Here is a 17,626-nt window from a genome sequence, read left to right on the forward strand (position 1 = left end):
AGAGATGGTAATGCCTGGAGATAACATAAACATGGTAGTAGAGCTTATATCTCCAGTAGCAATTGAAGAAGGACTTCGCTTTGCAATACGTGAAGGCGGCAGAACTGTTGGTGCTGGCGTAGTCACAAAGATGATTGAATAAAAAAGGTATTTGAAAAATTTAGCAAAATTTTATTTTAGTTTAGGTTGTTTAATATTAGTTCCAATCATAGGGGGTGTAGTTTTTGCACCCCTTTTAACTCCTTATTCACCACAAGCTTTTGATTTTTCTGCTTTAGGGTCTCCTCAACCTCCATCTTTCTTACATCCTTTAGGTACAGATATTTATGGCAGAGATATTTTGAGTAGGTTATTGTATGGAGGTAGAGTATCCTTGGCTGTTGCTTTGGTTGCCGTAAGTATTTCTGTATCTCTTGGAACATTTTTAGGGAGCATGTCAGCGTTACTTGGTAAAGCTTTTGATTTTTTGTTTATGAGATTTGTTGATGCTATGCTTTCTTTTCCTATAATTTTTCTTTTGTTAGCAGTTCAATCGATACTAAAAAGACCAGAAATTATTTATACTATGGTAATTATAGGTCTTACTAGTTGGATGGGTATAGCTAGAATTGTTCGAACACAAACCTTATCGATAAAAAATTCAAATTATGTTCAAGTAAGTAAGATGTTTGGAGCAAATAACCTTTGGATTTTAAAGAAGCACGTTTTACCAAATGTTCTTAATATTGTTTTAGTTGCTTCTGTTTTGGGAATGTCAAATGCAATTATGACTGAGTCTGCTCTCTCCTTTTTAGGTTTGGGTGTGCAGCCTCCCTATGCGAGTTGGGGCAATATGCTTGGTGAAGCACAGGATTATTTTTTTGAATATCCTTATCTCTTGATTTTTCCTGGAATGTGTATTACTTTAACAATTCTTGGCTTCAACTTTATTGGTGAAGCTTTAAGATTGTATATGAATCCAAAAGAGAGGTAAAATGAGCACCTTTAAATTATTTGAACCCTTTAAACCAGCTGGGGATCAAATTAAGGCTATTGAACAGTTAACTGAAGGTATAGAGAAAGGTTTTAAATATCAAACTCTTTTAGGAGCTACGGGTACAGGCAAGACGTTTACTATTGCAAATGTAATAAATAGAGTAAAGAAACCAACTTTAGTAATGGCTCCAAATAAAACGCTTGCAGCTCAGCTTTGCTCTGAATTGAGAACTTTTTTCCCGGAAAATGCGGTTGAATATTTTATTAGTTATTATGACTATTATCAACCAGAGGCTTATATACCCCAAAGAGATCTATATATAGAAAAGGATGCTTCTGTAAACGATGAGATAGACAGATATAGACATTCTGCTACTCGATCGCTACTTGAAAGAGACGATGTGATAGTGGTAGCAAGCGTATCGTGTATTTATAGCCTTGGAATGCCAGAAGAATATAAAACTAACTCTTTTGTTATTAAAAGGGGAGACAAGTTAAGTAGAGATGATTTTATTGATAAGTTAATTTATATGCTTTATGAAAGAAATGATTATGAGTTTAAAAGAAACAATTTTAGGGTGAACGTAAATGTTGTAGACTTTATACCTTCTTTTGATGAGTATGCATATCGAGTAAGATTTGATGAAGATTCTATACAAAGCGTCACAAAGCTTCATCCTGTCACACTTGAACCGGTTGAAAGAATTGAAAGCTTATGGATCTTTCCAGCATCTCACTTCATCTTAAGAGAGGAAAAATTAAAAAGGGCGATAAATTCAATTAGAGTTGAGCTTGAGGAAAGAATTAAATACTTTGAAAATTTAGGTAAAACGGTAGAAGCAAAAAGAATTGAACAAAGAACTTTGTATGATATAGAGATGTTAGAAACAATTGGATATTGTAAGGGAATAGAAAATTATTCAAGACATTTCACCTTTAGAAAGCCAGGAGAACCTCCTATTACACTTCTTGATTACTTTCCTAAAGATTTTCTTATTATATTAGATGAATCTCATTTATCTGTTCCACAAATAAGAGGAATGTTTAGGGGAGATGAAGCAAGAAAGAAAAATCTTGTGGACTTTGGTTTTAGGTTGCCTTCAGCATATGACAATAGACCTCTTAAATTTGAAGAGTTTATAGAAAAGGCAAATCAAATTATATTTATGTCCGCTACTCCTGCTTTATTTGAAAAAGAAAATAGTTCTCAGATTGTAGAACAGATTATAAGACCAACTGGTATCTTAGATCCTATTATAGAAGTAAGAAGTTTGGAGAGTCAAGTCGATGATTCAATAAACGAAACAAGAGAAAATGCTAAAAGAGGCTTTAGGACTCTTATAACTACTCTTACAAAAAGGTTGGCCGAGGATCTTGCAAATTATTTAATTCAGGAAGGGATAAAGGCATATTATTTGCATTCTGAACAGGATGCAATTGAAAGACTTAATGTTTTGCACAATTTAAGACTTGGAAAATACGATGTTGTTGTGGGGATTAATTTATTGAGGGAAGGTTTAGATTTGCCTGAAGTTACAAGAATTCTTATACTTGATGCTGATAAAGAAGGTTTTTTGAGGTCTTCTACTTCTTTAATTCAAATTATTGGTAGGGCGGCAAGAAATGTTGATTCTAAGGTTATACTTTATTCCTCAAGAATTACTGAGTCCATGAAAGAAGCTATAGATGAAACTAATAGAAGAAGAAAGATTCAAATGGAGTATAATTTAAAAAATAATATAACGCCTAAATCGATACTTAAACCAGTATCCGATATTGTGGATAGAAATTTGGATGAGAACTCGATTGAAGAAGAACTTAGATCTATAATTAAGCTTAATAAGAATGATTTAGAACTGACCGAAAAAGAGATCAGAACAAAAATGATAGAATATGCTAAAGAATGGAAGTTCGAAGAGGCTTCAAAGTATAGAGATCTATTAAAGTTGTTGAAAAATTTTTTTGAAGACAAGGAGGTCGGTTTTGTTACCGGACTGGAAGAAAAAATTGCGAGAAAACGTGCAAAAAGTAAAAGAACGCGTTCAAAGGGCTAAAGAACTAGCTAAGAGGACAGATGAAGTTTTTATTTTACCAGTTACAAAAACAAAATCAACTGAAATAATAAGAGCTTTAAATGATCTAGGTTTTAGAGTATTTGGAGAAAATAGAGTTAGAGAAGCTAAAGAAAAATTTAGAGAATTAAACAACGTTAAATTTGAAATGATCGGTCATCTTCAAACCAATAAAGTAAAAGATGCTATTGATATTTTTGTTAGGATACAATCGGTTGATTCTTTAAGGTTGTTAAATGAAATTAATAAAAGTGCTGCTAAAAAAGGGATTACAATGCCAGTTCTTATAGAAATAAATATCAGTGGTGAAAGTCAAAAATATGGGTTTTTACCAAGGGAAGTTATGGATCTCTTTAGAATGAGTTCGTCTTTAAAATTTGTAAATATTGAAGGCTTAATGGGTATGGCCTCTTTGACTAATGATGTTGATAAAATAAGAAAGGAATTCTCAACCTTAAGGATACTATATGAAAGGTTAAACGCAGAGGGATATAACCTTAACGTTTTATCTATGGGTATGAGCGATGATTTTGATTTAGCTATAATGGAGGGTTCAAATATGGTTAGAATTGGTAGGGCCTTTTTTGAAGGAATAGAAACATGATAAAAATAGGAATTTTGGGTGCTGGAAGAGTGGGCGAAGCCTTTTTAAAAGGGCTTAAACCTTTGCATGAGGAGGGGAAGATTTTTGTTGCTGCAAGCCATAGAAGACTTGAAAGAAGGGAAGAACTTGGGAGAAAGTATTCTCTTAAAATTTTTTCTTCTAACGACGAGCTTGTTCAGTCATCAGATATCGTAATTATAACTCTAAAGCCCGATCAATTTAGAGCTCTTTCAGAATCGATGAAAAGAAAGGCGTTATTTAAGGATAAGACTGTTATTAGCGTTATGGCAGGTATAACACTTGATGAACTCCGCGACAAAGGCGGTATAGAAAAGGCGTTTAGGATTATGCCAACCTTAGGCGTAATAAATCAAAATGGTTTAATGGCGATGTGTGCATCTAGTCATGTAGAGCCACAGGATTGGATTGACGTTGAATCCATTTTATCAGCTTTAGGTGACGTCATAAGATTGGAAGAAGATAAGTTTGCAGCATTTACTGCTTTGGGTGGCTCTGGGCCTGCTTATGTTGCTTTAATAATGGAATCATTAATTGATTCAGGGGTTACAATCGGACTCTCTAGAAGTATTTCAAAAAAGATTGTTGACCATTTGTTTCTATCTCTTGTTGGGTTGGTGGAAATATATGAACATCCAATCTATCTAAGGGAGGCTGTAATGTCGCCAAATGGTACTACGGCTCAAGGATTATTGTGTTTAGAGACTGCTGCTGTAAAGGGAAATATAATTCAAGCTGTTATAAAAGCATATCAGAGAGCGAGGGAAATGGAGTGACTTATAAGCCTGATATTACTCCTTTAGACATTCAGAATAAGGAATTTAGTAAAGGACTAAGAGGTTATAAGGAAGAAGAAGTAGATAAATTTTTAGACGATTTATCAGAAGTTTTTTCTCAAATGATCTCTGAAATTGAGAGATTGGAAAAAGAAAATGAATATTTAAGATCTCGCATTCAAGCAACACAAAAGAAGAACGAATTTGAGGCATCAACTAGCGATTTCCTTTCACTAATCCAAAAAAAGGTTGAAGAGGCAAAAATCCAAGTAGAAAAGGAAGTTGAATTAAGGAGGATAAAATCAGAAGAAGAATGTAGAGCAATGATACAGAAAACCAAAGAGGAGCATACTAAACTTTTTGCCGATGTTGAAAGAATTAGACAGGAAAAAAGAAGAGAATTAAAGAACCTTGAAGAGTTTATCTCTAGGCTTCAAACGCTTGTTAATAGGGAAATGCAAAGTATGGAGAGGGAGAGTTTATCTTCTCAGTAATATGGATTTCAAGGTTGAACTCAAGGTTATACCAAATGCAAAAAAGGAATCAATTGAGATAAAGGAAGGAAGAATTTATTGTAAAGTAAATGCCCCTCCGGAAAACGGGAGGGCAAATAAACGAGTTATAGAAATGATTTCAGATTTTTTAAAATGTAAAAGGAAGGATATTGAAATATTTTCAGGAGAAAAGAAAAAAAATAAAATTCTATTAATTAAATCAGAAAATATTTTTAAAAAAATAAAAGGATGGGAGCAATAGGTGGTTATGAAAGGGTGTTCGTTTCTAAATGAGTTTGAATTTAAGGCAAATTGTGAAGCAGCCTCACGATATTTAAGAGATTTTTTACCAGAAAAAATTGAAGGAATAATTGAACTCGGATCTGGATTTGGGAAAGCATTTGATAAACTGGAAAAGGAATTAATAATTAAATACGATAAAATACCATTTTTCCCAAAAGCATCTGCGCCTTCTCATCGTTCTCAGCTAAGTTTAGTTTTTATAAATTCAAAGCCTTATGTAATTTTGGAAGGTAGATTTCATTTATATGAAAATTACGGCGTTTGGGAGGTAATATTTCCTATAGTAGTTCTTTCTAGGTTTAAACCTAATATAGCTTATCTTACTAATGCTTCTGGAGGAATTAATAGTAGCCTAAATATAGGGGAGGTTGTAATTGTAAAAGACCATATTAATTTTACTGGTTATAATCCCTTAATTGGTTTAGCAGATATATACTTTGGAGAAAGATTTGTAGATATGAGCGATGCATATAACAAAAAATTAAGAGCTTTGGCTAAAGCTGAATCTGTAAGCATTTTGGGTTACGAACCTAAAGAAGTAGTATATGTAGGAGTTTTAGGACCTAGTTTTGAAACACCTGCGGAACTTAATGCTATGAGAACTCTAGGTGCAGATATTGTTGGGATGTCTACCGTTATGGAAGTTATAGCTTTAAACGCGTTGAAGATTAAAACAATTTGCTTTTCTTTAATATCTAATATTGCTAATCCAGATAATCCAGTTAAGGTTTCTGCACAAGAGGTTGTAGATGTTGTTTCGAACAATAGTGATAAACTAAGAGATTTAATAGTTGATCTGGCTAGTAAGGTCGATGCAACCAAGATTTGATTTATTTGTTTGGTCTCAAATTGCATACTTAAGAGGCCTTGCAAGGTCAAAAGGAGGCAATTTGAGCCTTTTCAAAGATAATAAAATATATATAAAGCCTTCGGGATATTCCTTTTTTGATGTATTACCTTGGAAAATTAGCATAATAGATATTGATGGAACCCTTAAAAATAGCTATAAGCCGTCTTCTGAATATCCAATGCATCTTGAGATTTACAGAAAATTGCCATTTGTTAAGGCGATTTTTCATACACACTCTTTTTATGCCACTCTTTTTGCATTTTCAAAAAATATTATTCCTGTACTTACTGAAGAGGCAAAAATTTATTTAAAAGAAATTCCACTAATTCCATTTGCTCAGCCTGGGAGTTCAGAATTGGGTAAAAATGTTGTTAAATATTTATCAAGTAATATTCAAGCTGGAATTCTCGAAAATCATGGGACAATTGTTATTGGTAAAACTCTTAAAGAGTGCTATTATTTATCTGAACTTTTGGAAGAAAGTGCAAAGTTGGCTTGGTATTTAGGAAAATATTCATTAAACAACGTTGATTTAAGGAGTTAGGTTGTGCATAAACATATTTTTGAACCTTTTAAATTTAAAAGAGATCGGCTATTGTTGCTTGATCAGACAAAATTACCGTTTGAAGAAGTTTGGTTAGAATTATTTGATTCTGATATGATAATTGAGGCTATTCAAAGCTTAAGAGTTAGAGGGGCTCCCTCTATAGGTATATGCGGAGCATTTGCATTATATTTATCTATTTATAACAATAACGATATTTTAACGGATGAGAAGCTGCTAAAGAAGGAGGCCGATAAAATTAAAAATTGCCGCCCCACAGCTATAAATCTTTCATGGGGGGTAGATAAGGTTGTTAAATTTGTTAATAATTGTATAAATTTGAATGAAATATTTGATTTTGTATATTCTTTATATCTTCAAGAAATTGAAATAAATGATAAAATTGCTTTGAATGGTGCAAAAGTTTTGCCAAGTGGGAATATTTTAACTCATTGTAATACAGGTTCTCTTGCGGCACCTGGTGTGGGAACTGCTCTTGGAGTTATTAGAAAAATGTTTCAAATGAGAAAATTAAATTTAGTATATGTTTCCGAAACTCGACCTCTTTTACAAGGGGCAAGGTTAACAGTTTTTGAGTTAGAGAGGGATGCTATTCCATATAAATTAGTTATAGATGGAGCTTCAGGTATGTTGATGAGAAATTCTATGGTTGATGCAGTAATAGTTGGAGCTGATAGAATTGCAGCCAATGGTGATACGGCTAATAAAATTGGAACATTTATGCATGCTTTGGCAGCTAATTATTATAATATCCCCTTTTTCGTGGCTGCGCCAATGAGCACAATTGATTTTTCAATAGCAACAGGTGAAGATATTCCAATAGAAGAAAGAGATGGAAGTGAAGTTATTAAGTGTATGAATTCGTTTACTAACAAAAGTGATACAAGTGCCTTGAACTATGCTTTTGATATTACTCCAGCAAAGTTTATTAGAGCAATAATAACTGAGAACGGTGTATATAGTCCTAATGAGATATTGACTTTGTTTGAATGATTTTATATTTTGTAAATGTTATTCTTTGATCCTATAAATTAAAAAGGAGTTGTACTATGGTTGAATACAAAAAAACCTTAAAGCTGCCAAAAACTAATTTTCCAATGCAAGCAAGGCTTACTCAAAGAGAACCTGAGCTTTTAAAGAAATGGCAAAAGAATAGTGTTTTTGAAAAGGCAATAAAATTAAGAAAAAGTGGAGATTTCTTTTTGCTTCATGATGGCCCACCGTATGCAAATGGAGATATTCACTTAGGTACAGCTTTTAATAAAATTTTAAAAGATATGATAAACAAATATTATATGATAAAGGGTAAATTTACCCCATATGTTCCTGGTTGGGATTGTCATGGACTTCCTATAGAATTTCAGGTTTTGAAAACATTAGGCAAGAATAAAAAAGAGTTTACCATATCAGATATCAGAAAGATGTGTTATGAGCATGCCTTGAAATTCATTGACAGACAGAGAAAGCAGTTCATTAGACTCGGCGTATTTGGTTATTGGGAAAATCCCTATATTACAATGGATCCAAAATACGAAGCAATGCAGGTTAGAATATTTTGGGAGATGTATAAAAAAGGTTATATATATAAAGGTCTTAAACCAGTTTTTTGGTGTCCTTCTTGTGAAACTGCACTAGCAGAGGCTGAAGTAGAGTATTATGATACAACCTCACCATCAATTTTTGTAAAATTTCCTGTAGTTGACGGTAAGGGTGTTCTGAATAAAGGTGATATGATTCTTATCTGGACCACAACGCCTTGGACATTAATTTCGAATAAAGGTCTTGCTGTAAAATCTGATTCAATTTACGTTCTTATAAGAGTACGAGACGAAAATATACTCGTTGCAAAGGAAAGACTTGAAGCGCTTAAAGAAATTTTTGAAACTTATGAAGTATTGAAGCAAATTAAAGGAGAAGAATTAGAGGGCATAATTGCTTCAAATCCGCTTTTTCCTGAAAAGAAATCAATCGTTGTTACTGCACCTTTTGTAAGTATGAATGATGGTTCTGGAATTGTTCATATGGCTCCTGGGCATGGACCAGATGATTATATAGTAGGTATTCAAAAAAATTTGGAAGTAGAATCGTTGTTGAACGATCAGGGAATATTTAATAGCAAAGCACAAAGATTTGAAAACCTTTTTGTACATGATGCGAGTAAGGCAGTAATTGAAGATCTAGAAAAGAACGGTCTTTTGTTGTCGAAAGGCGAAGTTGAGCACTCATACCCACATTGCTGGAGATGTAAAGGAAAGCTCATATATAGAGCTACTGAGCAATGGTTTGCATCAGTGGATGCCTTCAGAGAGGAGGCACTAAAAGCTACAAAGGAGGTTAGATGGATTCCTGAATCCGGTCTCGAGAGAATGAGCGCTATGATTTCGAATAGAACAGATTGGTGTATATCAAGGCAGAGATCTTGGGGTCTTCCTATACCTGCTTTTTATTGTGATGATTGTAATTCGATAATAATAAATGATTACACAATAGATAAAGTTTGTGATCTGTTTTCAAGAGAAGGTTCTGATTCATGGTTTAACAAGGACGCTTCACAGATTTTGGGAGATTATACATGCCCATCTTGTGGTGGTAAACATTTCAGAAAAGAAACTGACATTATGGATGTATGGTTTGATTCTGGTTCAAGTCATGCCTGTGTTTTAAAACAAAGAGAGGAGCTTCGATGGCCTGCAGATATGTATTTGGAAGGTACGGATCAGCATAGGGGTTGGTTTCAGTCATCTTTACTTACCTCAACCGCTGTTTTTGGGAGAGCGCCGTATAAAAGCGTTTTAACTCATGGGTTTATTGTAGATGAAAATGGCTATAAGATGTCTAAATCAAGAGGAAATGTAATTGCACCCCTTGAGGTGATTGAAAAGAGTGGGGCAGATGTGTTAAGAATTTGGGTAGCATCTTCGGACTATACTTCAGATGTAGCAATTTCAGACAGAATATTAGAACAGCAGTCTGACACTTATAAAAAGATAAGAAATACAATAAGATATATGCTTAGTCTTTTAAATGATTTTACTCCAAAGGATTCATTAACTCCCGATAAGTGGTTGGTTGTTGAGAGGTATATTTATACTAAGTTTAACGATCTCATTCAGGAAGTGGATCAGTATTTTAAAGATTATCAATTTTATAAGATGCTTTACAAGATAAAGTCCTTTATGACCTTAGATCTAAGTGCTTTTTATTTAGATATATTAAAAGATAGACTTTATGCAGGTTTTGATTATGAAAGAAAATCAGCTCAAACTGTTATTTACAGGATGTTAAAGGATCTCTTGATTATTCTTTGCCCAATAATATCATTTACTTCTGAAGAAGCCTGGGGATATCTAAGAGAAATTGATAGTTCTCTGCCTGAAAGTGTTTTTTTTGCTTCATATCCAGATGTCAAAAAGAATCTTGAGGGGGTAGAAAGGCCTGTAGATTTTGACATTCTACTTGAAGTTAGAGAGGAAGTAAAAAAGATTTTGGAAGAGGCTAGAAAAGACAAATTAATAGGCTCATCTTTAGAAGCTTATGTAAATATATCTCCAAAAAATAACGAATTAAAAGAAGTATTGCTTAAATACAAAGATATATTGCCTGAACTAATGATTGTATCTCAGGTTAGTGTTGGTGAGAAATTAAGTTCAAAGTTTTCTCTTGAAAATGATAACTTTAGTGTAGAAGTTTTTCACGCAAAGGGTGAAAAGTGTGAAAGATGCTGGCAGTATCAAGAAAGTGTAGCAAACAGCGAATTAAAAATTTGTGACAGATGTAGGAGGGTTTTAGATGAATTATCAAATTAAAGATATTAGTTTAGCTGATGAGGGATCAAAAAAGGTTGAGTGGGCATATCGTGAAATGCCAGTACTTGATATATTGAGAAAAAAATATAGGGATATAAAACCATTTGCTGGAAAAACAATTGCCGCATGTTTGCACGTAACAACTGAGACTGCAAACCTGATAACAACTTTTAAAGATGCAGGCGCAAAGATATATTTGTGCGCATCAAATCCGCTGAGTACAAGTGATGAGGTTGCTGCCTACTTAGCAAAAGAAGGAATATTTGTTTTTGCCCAAAGAGGAGAGGATGCTGAGAGTTACTGGAACAATATTAGAATTTGTATTGAATCTGAGCCTGATCTAACTATTGACGATGGAGCTGACTTAACCGTTACTTTACATAAAGAGTATCCCAAAATTGCTGATAAGGTGATTGGTGGTTGTGAAGAAACTACTACGGGCGTTCATAGGATTGAGGCTCTTCACAAGGAAAACTTGTTAAAATTTCCCTTTATAGCTGTAAATAATGCTATGACAAAGCACTTTTTTGACAATAGATATGGTACTGGGCAAAGCACACTTGATGGTATTATTAGGGCTACAAATATACTCTTTGCAGGCAAAAGGGTAGTAGTGGCGGGATATGGTTGGTGTGGAAAAGGCGTAAGCATGAGAGCTAAGGGAATGGGTGCAAGGGTTATAGTAACTGAGGTCGAACCAGTGAGGGCACTAGAAGCTATAATGGACGGGTTTGAAGTGATGCCAATGGATGAGGCTGCAAAAATTGGAGATATATTTATTACTGTTACGGGCAACTGCAACGTTATCAGATTTGATCATATTTTAAAAATGAAAGATGGTGCAATACTGGCAAATTCAGGACACTTTAACGTGGAAATTGAAGTAAATAAGATGGAAGAACAAAAAATTTCAAAGAGAAGAATCAGGCATGAGTTGGATGAATATACCTTTAAAGATGGTAAGAAGATTTTTTTGGTAGGTGAGGGCAGACTTGTAAATCTTGCAGCTGCTGAAGGTCACCCATCCAGTGTTATGGATATGAGTTTTGCGAATCAATTTTTGTGTGCACTTTATCTTTTGAATAACAAAATAGATGTCGGGGTTTATCCTGTACCACTAGAGATTGATAGGGAGATAGCAAGACTGAAGATCGAGTCTATGGGTACGAATATTGATACCTTAAGTAATGAACAAGAGAAGTATATGAAATCTTGGTAAAGGAAAACTTTAAATTTTTTATATTTGCTCTGACACTTTTTTTAATTGATAGATTAACAAAGTTTTTGGCTATCAAGTTTTTGTCTGAACGTAACTATAGTTTTTTTCTGGTACAATTCGTTCTTGTGAAAAATTTAGGGGGGGCATGGGGGATTTTTAGTGGTCAAACGTTTTTTTTTATATTAGTTGGCGTTGTTTTTTTGATTTCTTGTATTATCTTATGGTTTAAAATACCTAGTCTAAGAATTGCTTTGTCATTTTTGATTGCTGGCGTATCTAGTAACTTGCTGGATAGAGCTTTTGGATCGCATCAAGTGATTGATTTTATTAATATACATATTTTACCTGTTTTTAACCTTTCGGATATATATATAGATATAGGAATTCTTTTACTAATTTTTTATAATTTCAATAACCCAAAAAAACAGGACAGGCTATAAGCCGAGTTCTGTATCCCAAAGGGATCGCAACCATTTATCTTGGGCTGAAGTTTCCCTCAGCCTCTTGCGGCCTACCCGGAAGTATTAACGACCTGGGCTGTCTCCTTCCCTATTTGGCCTTGCTCCGGGTGGGGGTTGCCTGGCCAGAAGATCGCTCTTCTGCCGGTGAGCTTTTACCTCGCCTTTTCACCTGTACTATCCGTAGATAGTAGTTTGTTTCTGTGGCCCTATCCAGAGGTTTCCCTCTCTGGCAATTAACCAGCACCCTGCCCAGAGGAGCTCGGACTTTCCTCAAGTAGTTAACTTGTAAGTTGCGTGCCTGTCCTGCTTATTTTATAATAACACACTCAGACTTTAAAAGGCAAAGCAGGATAATGTTTTTTGAATCTCTTTTGTCCTGCCTATTATGAATGTTACTTCGTAGAAATCTTTAAGAGTGTATAAAGTGCACAAAAACCTGTTACAGCTGTAAAGATAAGTACGATTCCAATTACTGTCAAAATAATTCCTACCGTATTAAATTGCATTGAAAAACCAAAATAAATAAGAATGAGTCCTAAAATAAACCTTATAATTCTGTCTATAGTTCCCTCATTTTGTTTCATCCTGGCACCTCCTTTTGGTAAGTTATTTAATTATACATCTAATTATGAAATTAATTTAATTTTTTATAACAACTAAAAGCTTTTGATAATAGCTAAAATGATATATAAATAAAGAAATAAATGTATTTTGTGTTTGACAAAACTATTTTAATATGATAATCTTAGAAAAGACTAGATATGTGCTAATTTAAACTCGCGTATTTTTGTAGTTGATTTTGGCATTGTTGTCTACGAAAATGCGCGAGTTTTTTAGTTATTGTTTAGTTGTATTTTTTAGGAGGTTGTCATGAATAAAGGTACGGTAAAATGGTTTAATGCAGAAAAGGGGTACGGTTTTATTTCTAAAGCGGATGGCGGTGGGGATGTATTCGTGCATTTTTCTGCAATTGTTTCAGACGGATTTAAATCGCTTAACGAAGGTCAGCAAGTTACTTTCGATATCGAAGCAGATCCTAAGAACTCAAAAAAATTAAGGGCAGTTAACGTTAAGGCGTTATAATATCTCTTAAAATTAAGTCCACTATTGAATGTTTACTTTTGGTAGTGGACATTTTTTTATCAAACACATTTTCAATAAATATCATATACTCCACCTATACCTACGCCGAAAAATCCAGAAATAAAACCTGAAAGAAATGATACTAATCTTGTTAGATTTTTGTGTTTTATGGAATCATTTTTAGAATTGTTTATCTCTTTTACAGGTTGCCTTTTTGCAGTTATTAAAGAAAACATACCGATAGAAATTACCCATATAGGTAAAATCTCTTTAAATTCTTGAGTATTTACGAATTTGTTAGCAACTGAGCCAACTACTACGCCAGGAATGATTAAGCTAATTATAGTAAAAAACAATTTGTAATTAATTATTCTTTGTCTGGTGAAAGCGAATGTGCCTCCAATAGTGCTTAGTACGATTGTAAAAAGGCTTAATCCGCTAGCGGTCATAGAATTTAAATGTAAATACAAAATAAAAAACGGCAGTAGCATAACGCCGCCTCCAATACCTATAATATTCCCTATGACGGCAACTATCATCGAAAATAAAAAAACAGCACTAATACTAAATAGAATCGGCATTATATGCATATCTCTAACCTACTTAAGTTATTTGTTCTTATACTTATATATTTCATATTATTAATAAATATAAATAATATTTTAAACCATTAATAGGTTTTTGCAAAGATGTCGAAATTGCGTAAAATATAGTATTTAAAGTAACTTAAAAATCTTATTTTATAGTATGTTGGTTTTTTTGAAAATTAATGAATTGTATGAGTAGACCTTGATAAGGAATTGGAACTTATTCATAATTTTTTTTCTATTCTTTATGCCATGATGACTTTCTTTCTACAAGGAATAAGCTTAAAACAAATGCAACACAAAATAGCAAACACAATTCAAAAAACACGTGGTTAAATGACATTATCAAAGCCTGTCTGTCAACAAAATTACTAAGCATTGCATATGCCTTGTTGTTAAGATCTGCTGCGCTTGCTCCTTGTATCATAAGCACTTGATTTATTCCAGCAAAGAATTTGGATATTGCAGGAGAAGTTGTTAATGGACTAAGAATTGTTGCTGGGTTTGTCATAAAACCCTGAACGGTATATGGGCTGTTTGTTACGATATGTTCTGTGAGGTAGGCTCTGTTAATAATTTGATTGTTTTCAAGTTGTGTGGCAAAGACTGCCGTACCGATGCTCCCACAAAGAACTCTAACAAGGTTAAAGAGTCCAGCGCCTGAAACGATGTCCTTTCTCTCAAGAGCCATAAGTGCTATGGTACTTAGGGAGACAAAGATAAATGCAAATGCAATGCCCTGTACAAACTGGGGCCAGAATAGATCCCAAGCAGACGTATTAAGGCTCATAAAGCTTAAAGGAACTAGACTTAGTGATGTTAGCGCAGCAGCGAACATGACCATCTTTTTGCCTCCAATTCTATTATAAAGTCTACCTGCAATAGGCATGAACATAGCCATTGAAATGCTCCTTGGTATCATGGCAATCCCTGCTTCGGTAGCGCTATATCCTAAAGATTCCTGAAATAAAATAGGAAGTAAAAATAGTCCAGCGAATAAACCCATTCCAAATATCCCTTGAATAACTGTTGGGTTAAAAAAGCCAAAGTTTTTTAACAATTTTAAATTTACAGCAGGTTTTTCACAGGTAAATTCTCTTATTGCAAATAAAACAAGCGATATAAATGAAATAATTGCAAGATTTACAATGAATTGTGAACTAAACCAGTTGTTTTCTTGTCCCTTTTCGAGCATTATTTGCAATGCACCAAGGCCTATAGCCATTGTAATAAGTCCGAAGTAGTCAATTTTAATACCCTTTGAAAACTTTTCTGATTTATCTAAAATAAATATAAAAATTAATAATAAGTCTATAATTACAAACGGAACATTTATAAAGAAGATCCAATTCCAGTTAATATTGTCTGTGATCCAACCACCAATGGTGGGTCCTAATCCAGGGCCAAGTACAATTCCAATACCAAAAAAACTCATTGCTTTAGCCTGCTCATTTGGGGGAAAGTTCTCTCTTAAGATTGCCTGAGAAAGAGGAATTAAAGCTCCTCCTCCAATTCCTTGCAGGGCTCTAAAAATTATTATTGATTCGAGATTCCAAGAAAATCCGCATAAGAAAGACCCAATTCCAAAAAGCAAGACTCCTGCAAAGAAACATCTGGTTTTACCAAATATTGAGGTTAAGAAATTTATTGCCGGCATTACTATTACATTTGCAAGCATATAGGAAGTAGAAATCCAGGTAGCCTCTGATATAGATACCCCTATTGCACCTCTAATGGTAGGAATTGCAACGTTTACGATACTAATATCAAGTGAGGACATAAAAATACAGATCATTACAGCAATTGTTATCATTATTTGACTAAAACCCAATGCTATCACCTCTTATTAACATTTTATACCAATTTTTTGTTTTAATGATAAATATTTTGTTTAGATTTTTAAAGAGTATAGTTTTTACGGTAGTTTGACAGTTCAGTAGAGATAAAGCATAGTAACACAAGCATCTTGCTTGTGCTGTCTTTTGATCTTAAAAACTAACAAGCAGGATGTATAAAAGCTTTGTAGTTCTTCATAGTACCCTGAGCATCTTGCTCGGGGTGTCTTGCTTTTGATCCTAAAAAATAACAAGCAGGATGCTTGATTCACTATAAATACAAAGTCTTAAAAAAGCTTTAAATATAAAAGTTCACAAGCATTTTTGTTCTGTTCAAGTATCAAAGATGTGATTTTATACCATTTTTTGTTTTAACGATATTTATTAGAGTTTTTAACAAAATATAATTTTCACATAGTATAATGACTCTATGAATAGAAGAGATTTTGTTAAATTAACTTTTGGCCTATTTGCGTCTATTTCTTTATTTGAATTTCCTACTGAGCTTTTTGCTAAGGAGGATACGCTTTATTTAAGATCTCTAGAACTTATTAATAATAAAATAAAGTTCTTTAGCGATGATTATTTTTCTTTTATAGTAATGGGGGATAGCCACAGGAACGATAGAGTTTTAAAAAAGGCATTTGAACTTGCAAGATCTTATGACCCTCTGTTTGTACTTTTTACCGGAGATATGACAAACGATGGTTATGAGTTCGAATATAAAGATTTTCTAAATATGTGTACTTGGCTTGGTGATATTCCTATTTTTCCAATAATAGGAAATCATGAGATAAGAAATTCTACCAAAGCTTTGTATGAAACTTATATGGGACCTCTAAATTATACGCTTTGTATTGATAGATTAAACTTAAAATTAGTATGTATGGACAATTCTGAGGGTATGTTGAAAGAGAATCAACTTCAGTTTTTAGACAAAGAACTTTCAGATGAAGAGAAAATTCTTTTTGTGGCTATGCATGAGCCACCATCATATAGTGATTGGTGGATACACTCGTACAATAAAGGGGATAAAGAGGCAATTAATATAATCTCTGCACATCAGGTTGGCGCGGTATTTCAGGGGCATATTCATCTTTATGATCACAAAGTCATTAACGGAATAAATTACTATATTTCTGGAGGTGCAGGTGGCAAGATTTTTCCATTGAACTTTGGGGATCCGTCATACAACATACTTCATGTGAAAATTATAAAAGGAAAAGTTTCAGTTGAAGAACTTCAACTGAGAAGATTTTTTGATGTTAATGAACTTTTAAGTTTAGAAAATAATCTTGGTATTCTTGGGTAAATTATAACGGGACAAGATACTCTGGCTAGTCTTTGTTTATCCTTTCTAAAGCTAATGCAGTAAGACGAGCAATAGCGTTAAGAGCAATTCTGTCGTCTATTTTTAAAATATTTGAATTTTCTGGTATAGTTATTGCTATAACTCCATAAACTTCTTCTGCAGTTAACATTGGTAAATAAAGCGACTTGGCATTTGAAAAAGTATCTGTACCAAATCCCGCCGCCTTTTTATTTACAAAAGACCAGGAAACTATACCCTTAACTTCTGGAGTAATTTCAAATTTTTCTGTTTTTGCTCCAACCTTAAATTTTTCTTGTTCTTTAATAAATATAGCAGCTTCGCATATAAATAATTTTTTGATATGATTTATTGTTAGAGACAAAACGTGATTTATACTTTTTGCCATAACTAGATCTGAGCTTAACTCGTATAGACCTATTTCTCTTTTTTGACTTTCCTTAAGTGTCTTTATTTTATTTTTAAGTTTTGATGCAAGAACATTGATTGTTGCAATTGCAATAGAATATACAATGTAAGAAAAAAAATAATTTAAATCTGATATTGCAAAACTATAAAAAGGTGAAACAAAAAAAAAGTCAAAAATTAACATGCTTACAAAGATTGAAATTAGAGTTGGAATTGTTTGAAGAAAAAGTGCATTTATAA

The 17,626-nt window shown here is 33.4% G+C and carries 18 protein-coding genes, 1 other RNA gene and 1 pseudogene; 15 read left to right on the forward strand and 5 right to left on the reverse strand.

The features are described 5' to 3' along the window. The 13 genes and pseudogenes from ACWIUX_RS05620 to ACWIUX_RS05680 all read left to right on the forward strand — a co-directional run. Nucleotides 1–142: EF-Tu C-terminal domain-related protein (locus ACWIUX_RS05620; RefSeq protein ID WP_448589750.1), on the forward strand; the 142-nt coding region annotated here is incomplete at its 5' end. Between the two features lie 9 nt (nt 143–151). After that, nucleotides 152–973 carry an ABC transporter permease gene (locus ACWIUX_RS05625; protein ID WP_448589751.1) on the forward strand — a complete coding sequence of 274 codons (822 nt, stop codon included), beginning with the start codon at nt 152–154 and terminating at the stop codon, nt 971–973. A gap of 1 nt (nt 974) precedes the next feature. Continuing rightward, the gene (gene uvrB, locus ACWIUX_RS05630; RefSeq protein ID WP_448589752.1) at nt 975–3,029 is read left to right on the forward strand and encodes an excinuclease ABC subunit UvrB; all 2,055 of its coding nucleotides are present in this window, start codon (nt 975–977) and stop codon (nt 3,027–3,029) included. After that, entirely contained in the window at nt 2,959–3,651 is a 693-nt protein-coding gene (locus ACWIUX_RS05635) for a YggS family pyridoxal phosphate-dependent enzyme (RefSeq protein WP_448589753.1), read from the forward strand. Before uvrB ends, ACWIUX_RS05635 begins: the two co-directional genes overlap by 71 nt. Continuing rightward, nucleotides 3,648–4,445: a pyrroline-5-carboxylate reductase gene (proC, locus tag ACWIUX_RS05640; RefSeq protein ID WP_448589754.1), complete on the forward strand. Its 798-nt coding sequence runs from the start codon at nt 3,648–3,650 to the stop codon at nt 4,443–4,445. Before ACWIUX_RS05635 ends, proC begins: the two co-directional genes overlap by 4 nt. Then, nucleotides 4,442–4,939, forward strand: a complete 498-nt coding sequence (locus ACWIUX_RS05645) for a DivIVA domain-containing protein (protein WP_448589755.1) — start codon at nt 4,442–4,444, stop codon at nt 4,937–4,939. Before proC ends, ACWIUX_RS05645 begins: the two co-directional genes overlap by 4 nt. A 1-nt stretch (nt 4,940) precedes the next feature. Continuing rightward, nucleotides 4,941–5,201 (forward strand): DUF167 domain-containing protein, encoded by a 261-nt coding sequence (locus tag ACWIUX_RS05650; protein WP_448589756.1) that lies wholly within the window; start codon nt 4,941–4,943, stop codon nt 5,199–5,201. Nucleotides 5,202–5,207: 6 nt separating this feature from the next. After that, nucleotides 5,208–6,071: a purine-nucleoside phosphorylase gene (locus ACWIUX_RS05655; RefSeq protein ID WP_448589757.1), complete on the forward strand. Its 864-nt coding sequence runs from the start codon at nt 5,208–5,210 to the stop codon at nt 6,069–6,071. Beyond that, the gene (locus ACWIUX_RS05660) at nt 6,034–6,636 is read left to right on the forward strand and encodes a class II aldolase/adducin family protein (protein WP_448589758.1); all 603 of its coding nucleotides are present in this window, start codon (nt 6,034–6,036) and stop codon (nt 6,634–6,636) included. The genes ACWIUX_RS05655 and ACWIUX_RS05660 overlap by 38 nt, the downstream gene beginning before the upstream one ends. A gap of 3 nt (nt 6,637–6,639) precedes the next feature. Next, nucleotides 6,640–7,650 carry an S-methyl-5-thioribose-1-phosphate isomerase gene (mtnA, locus tag ACWIUX_RS05665; RefSeq protein ID WP_448589759.1) on the forward strand — a complete coding sequence of 337 codons (1,011 nt, stop codon included), beginning with the start codon at nt 6,640–6,642 and terminating at the stop codon, nt 7,648–7,650. A 56-nt stretch (nt 7,651–7,706) separates the two neighbouring features. Then, complete coding sequence (ileS, locus tag ACWIUX_RS05670; RefSeq protein WP_448589760.1) at nt 7,707–10,463, forward strand: isoleucine--tRNA ligase; 2,757 nt, start codon at nt 7,707–7,709, stop codon at nt 10,461–10,463. Then, nucleotides 10,447–11,682 carry an adenosylhomocysteinase gene (ahcY, locus tag ACWIUX_RS05675; RefSeq protein ID WP_448589761.1) on the forward strand — a complete coding sequence of 412 codons (1,236 nt, stop codon included), beginning with the start codon at nt 10,447–10,449 and terminating at the stop codon, nt 11,680–11,682. The genes ileS and ahcY overlap by 17 nt, the downstream gene beginning before the upstream one ends. After that, nucleotides 11,676–12,077: pseudogene (locus ACWIUX_RS05680) on the forward strand (signal peptidase II); the annotation flags it as partial. The gene ahcY and the pseudogene ACWIUX_RS05680, both read left to right, overlap by 7 nt. Before the next feature lie 26 nt (nt 12,078–12,103). Here the strand turns inward: ACWIUX_RS05680 and rnpB are convergent. Both rnpB and ACWIUX_RS05690 read right to left on the reverse strand, forming a co-directional pair. After that, nucleotides 12,104–12,449: RNase P RNA component class A (gene rnpB, locus ACWIUX_RS05685), an RNA gene on the reverse strand. A gap of 86 nt (nt 12,450–12,535) precedes the next feature. Continuing rightward, entirely contained in the window at nt 12,536–12,727 is a 192-nt protein-coding gene (locus ACWIUX_RS05690; protein ID WP_448589762.1) for a YgaP family membrane protein, read from the reverse strand. Nucleotides 12,728–13,013: 286 nt separating this feature from the next. On the opposite strand from ACWIUX_RS05690, the gene ACWIUX_RS05695 reads away from it, so the two are divergent. Continuing rightward, a complete protein-coding gene (locus ACWIUX_RS05695) occupies nt 13,014–13,226 on the forward strand; it encodes a cold-shock protein (protein WP_448589763.1) in 213 nt (70 codons plus the stop codon). 71 nt (nt 13,227–13,297) lie between these two features. Here the strand turns inward: ACWIUX_RS05695 and ACWIUX_RS05700 are convergent, their stop codons facing one another. Next, nucleotides 13,298–13,816 carry a TSUP family transporter gene (locus tag ACWIUX_RS05700; RefSeq protein ID WP_448589764.1) on the reverse strand — a complete coding sequence of 173 codons (519 nt, stop codon included), beginning with the start codon at nt 13,814–13,816 and terminating at the stop codon, nt 13,298–13,300. Nucleotides 13,817–14,051: 235 nt separating this feature from the next. Then, nucleotides 14,052–15,653, reverse strand: a complete 1,602-nt coding sequence (locus ACWIUX_RS05705) for a DHA2 family efflux MFS transporter permease subunit (RefSeq protein WP_448589765.1) — start codon at nt 15,651–15,653, stop codon at nt 14,052–14,054. Nucleotides 15,654–16,078: 425 nt separating this feature from the next. Here ACWIUX_RS05705 and ACWIUX_RS05710 point away from each other — a divergent pair, with 425 nt between their 5' ends. Next, the gene (locus ACWIUX_RS05710) at nt 16,079–16,960 is read left to right on the forward strand and encodes a metallophosphoesterase family protein (protein ID WP_448589766.1); all 882 of its coding nucleotides are present in this window, start codon (nt 16,079–16,081) and stop codon (nt 16,958–16,960) included. A 25-nt stretch (nt 16,961–16,985) separates the two neighbouring features. Here ACWIUX_RS05710 and ACWIUX_RS05715 read toward each other — a convergent pair. After that, nucleotides 16,986–17,626 (reverse strand): DUF4118 domain-containing protein (locus tag ACWIUX_RS05715; RefSeq protein ID WP_448589767.1); only part of this gene is annotated, 641 nt, incomplete at its 5' end.

Source organism: Thermodesulfobium sp., from assembly GCF_053498235.1.

Excerpts from the sequence above, each read along its gene's own strand:
- uvrB (WP_448589752.1), top strand. The coding sequence starts at position 975 with ATGAGCACCTTTAAATTATTTGAACCCTTTAAACCAGCTGGGGATCAA.
- proC (WP_448589754.1), top strand. The coding sequence starts at position 3,648 with ATGATAAAAATAGGAATTTTGGGTGCTGGAAGAGTGGGCGAAGCCTTT.
- ACWIUX_RS05650 (WP_448589756.1), top strand. The coding sequence starts at position 4,941 with ATGGATTTCAAGGTTGAACTCAAGGTTATACCAAATGCAAAAAAGGAA.
- ACWIUX_RS05655 (WP_448589757.1), top strand. The coding sequence starts at position 5,208 with ATGAAAGGGTGTTCGTTTCTAAATGAGTTTGAATTTAAGGCAAATTGT.
- ileS (WP_448589760.1), top strand. The coding sequence starts at position 7,707 with ATGGTTGAATACAAAAAAACCTTAAAGCTGCCAAAAACTAATTTTCCA.
- ahcY (WP_448589761.1), top strand. The coding sequence starts at position 10,447 with ATGAATTATCAAATTAAAGATATTAGTTTAGCTGATGAGGGATCAAAA.
- ACWIUX_RS05690 (WP_448589762.1), bottom strand. The coding sequence starts at position 12,727 with ATGAAACAAAATGAGGGAACTATAGACAGAATTATAAGGTTTATTTTA.
- ACWIUX_RS05695 (WP_448589763.1), top strand. The coding sequence starts at position 13,014 with ATGAATAAAGGTACGGTAAAATGGTTTAATGCAGAAAAGGGGTACGGT.
- ACWIUX_RS05700 (WP_448589764.1), bottom strand. The coding sequence starts at position 13,816 with ATGCATATAATGCCGATTCTATTTAGTATTAGTGCTGTTTTTTTATTT.
- ACWIUX_RS05710 (WP_448589766.1), top strand. The coding sequence starts at position 16,079 with ATGAATAGAAGAGATTTTGTTAAATTAACTTTTGGCCTATTTGCGTCT.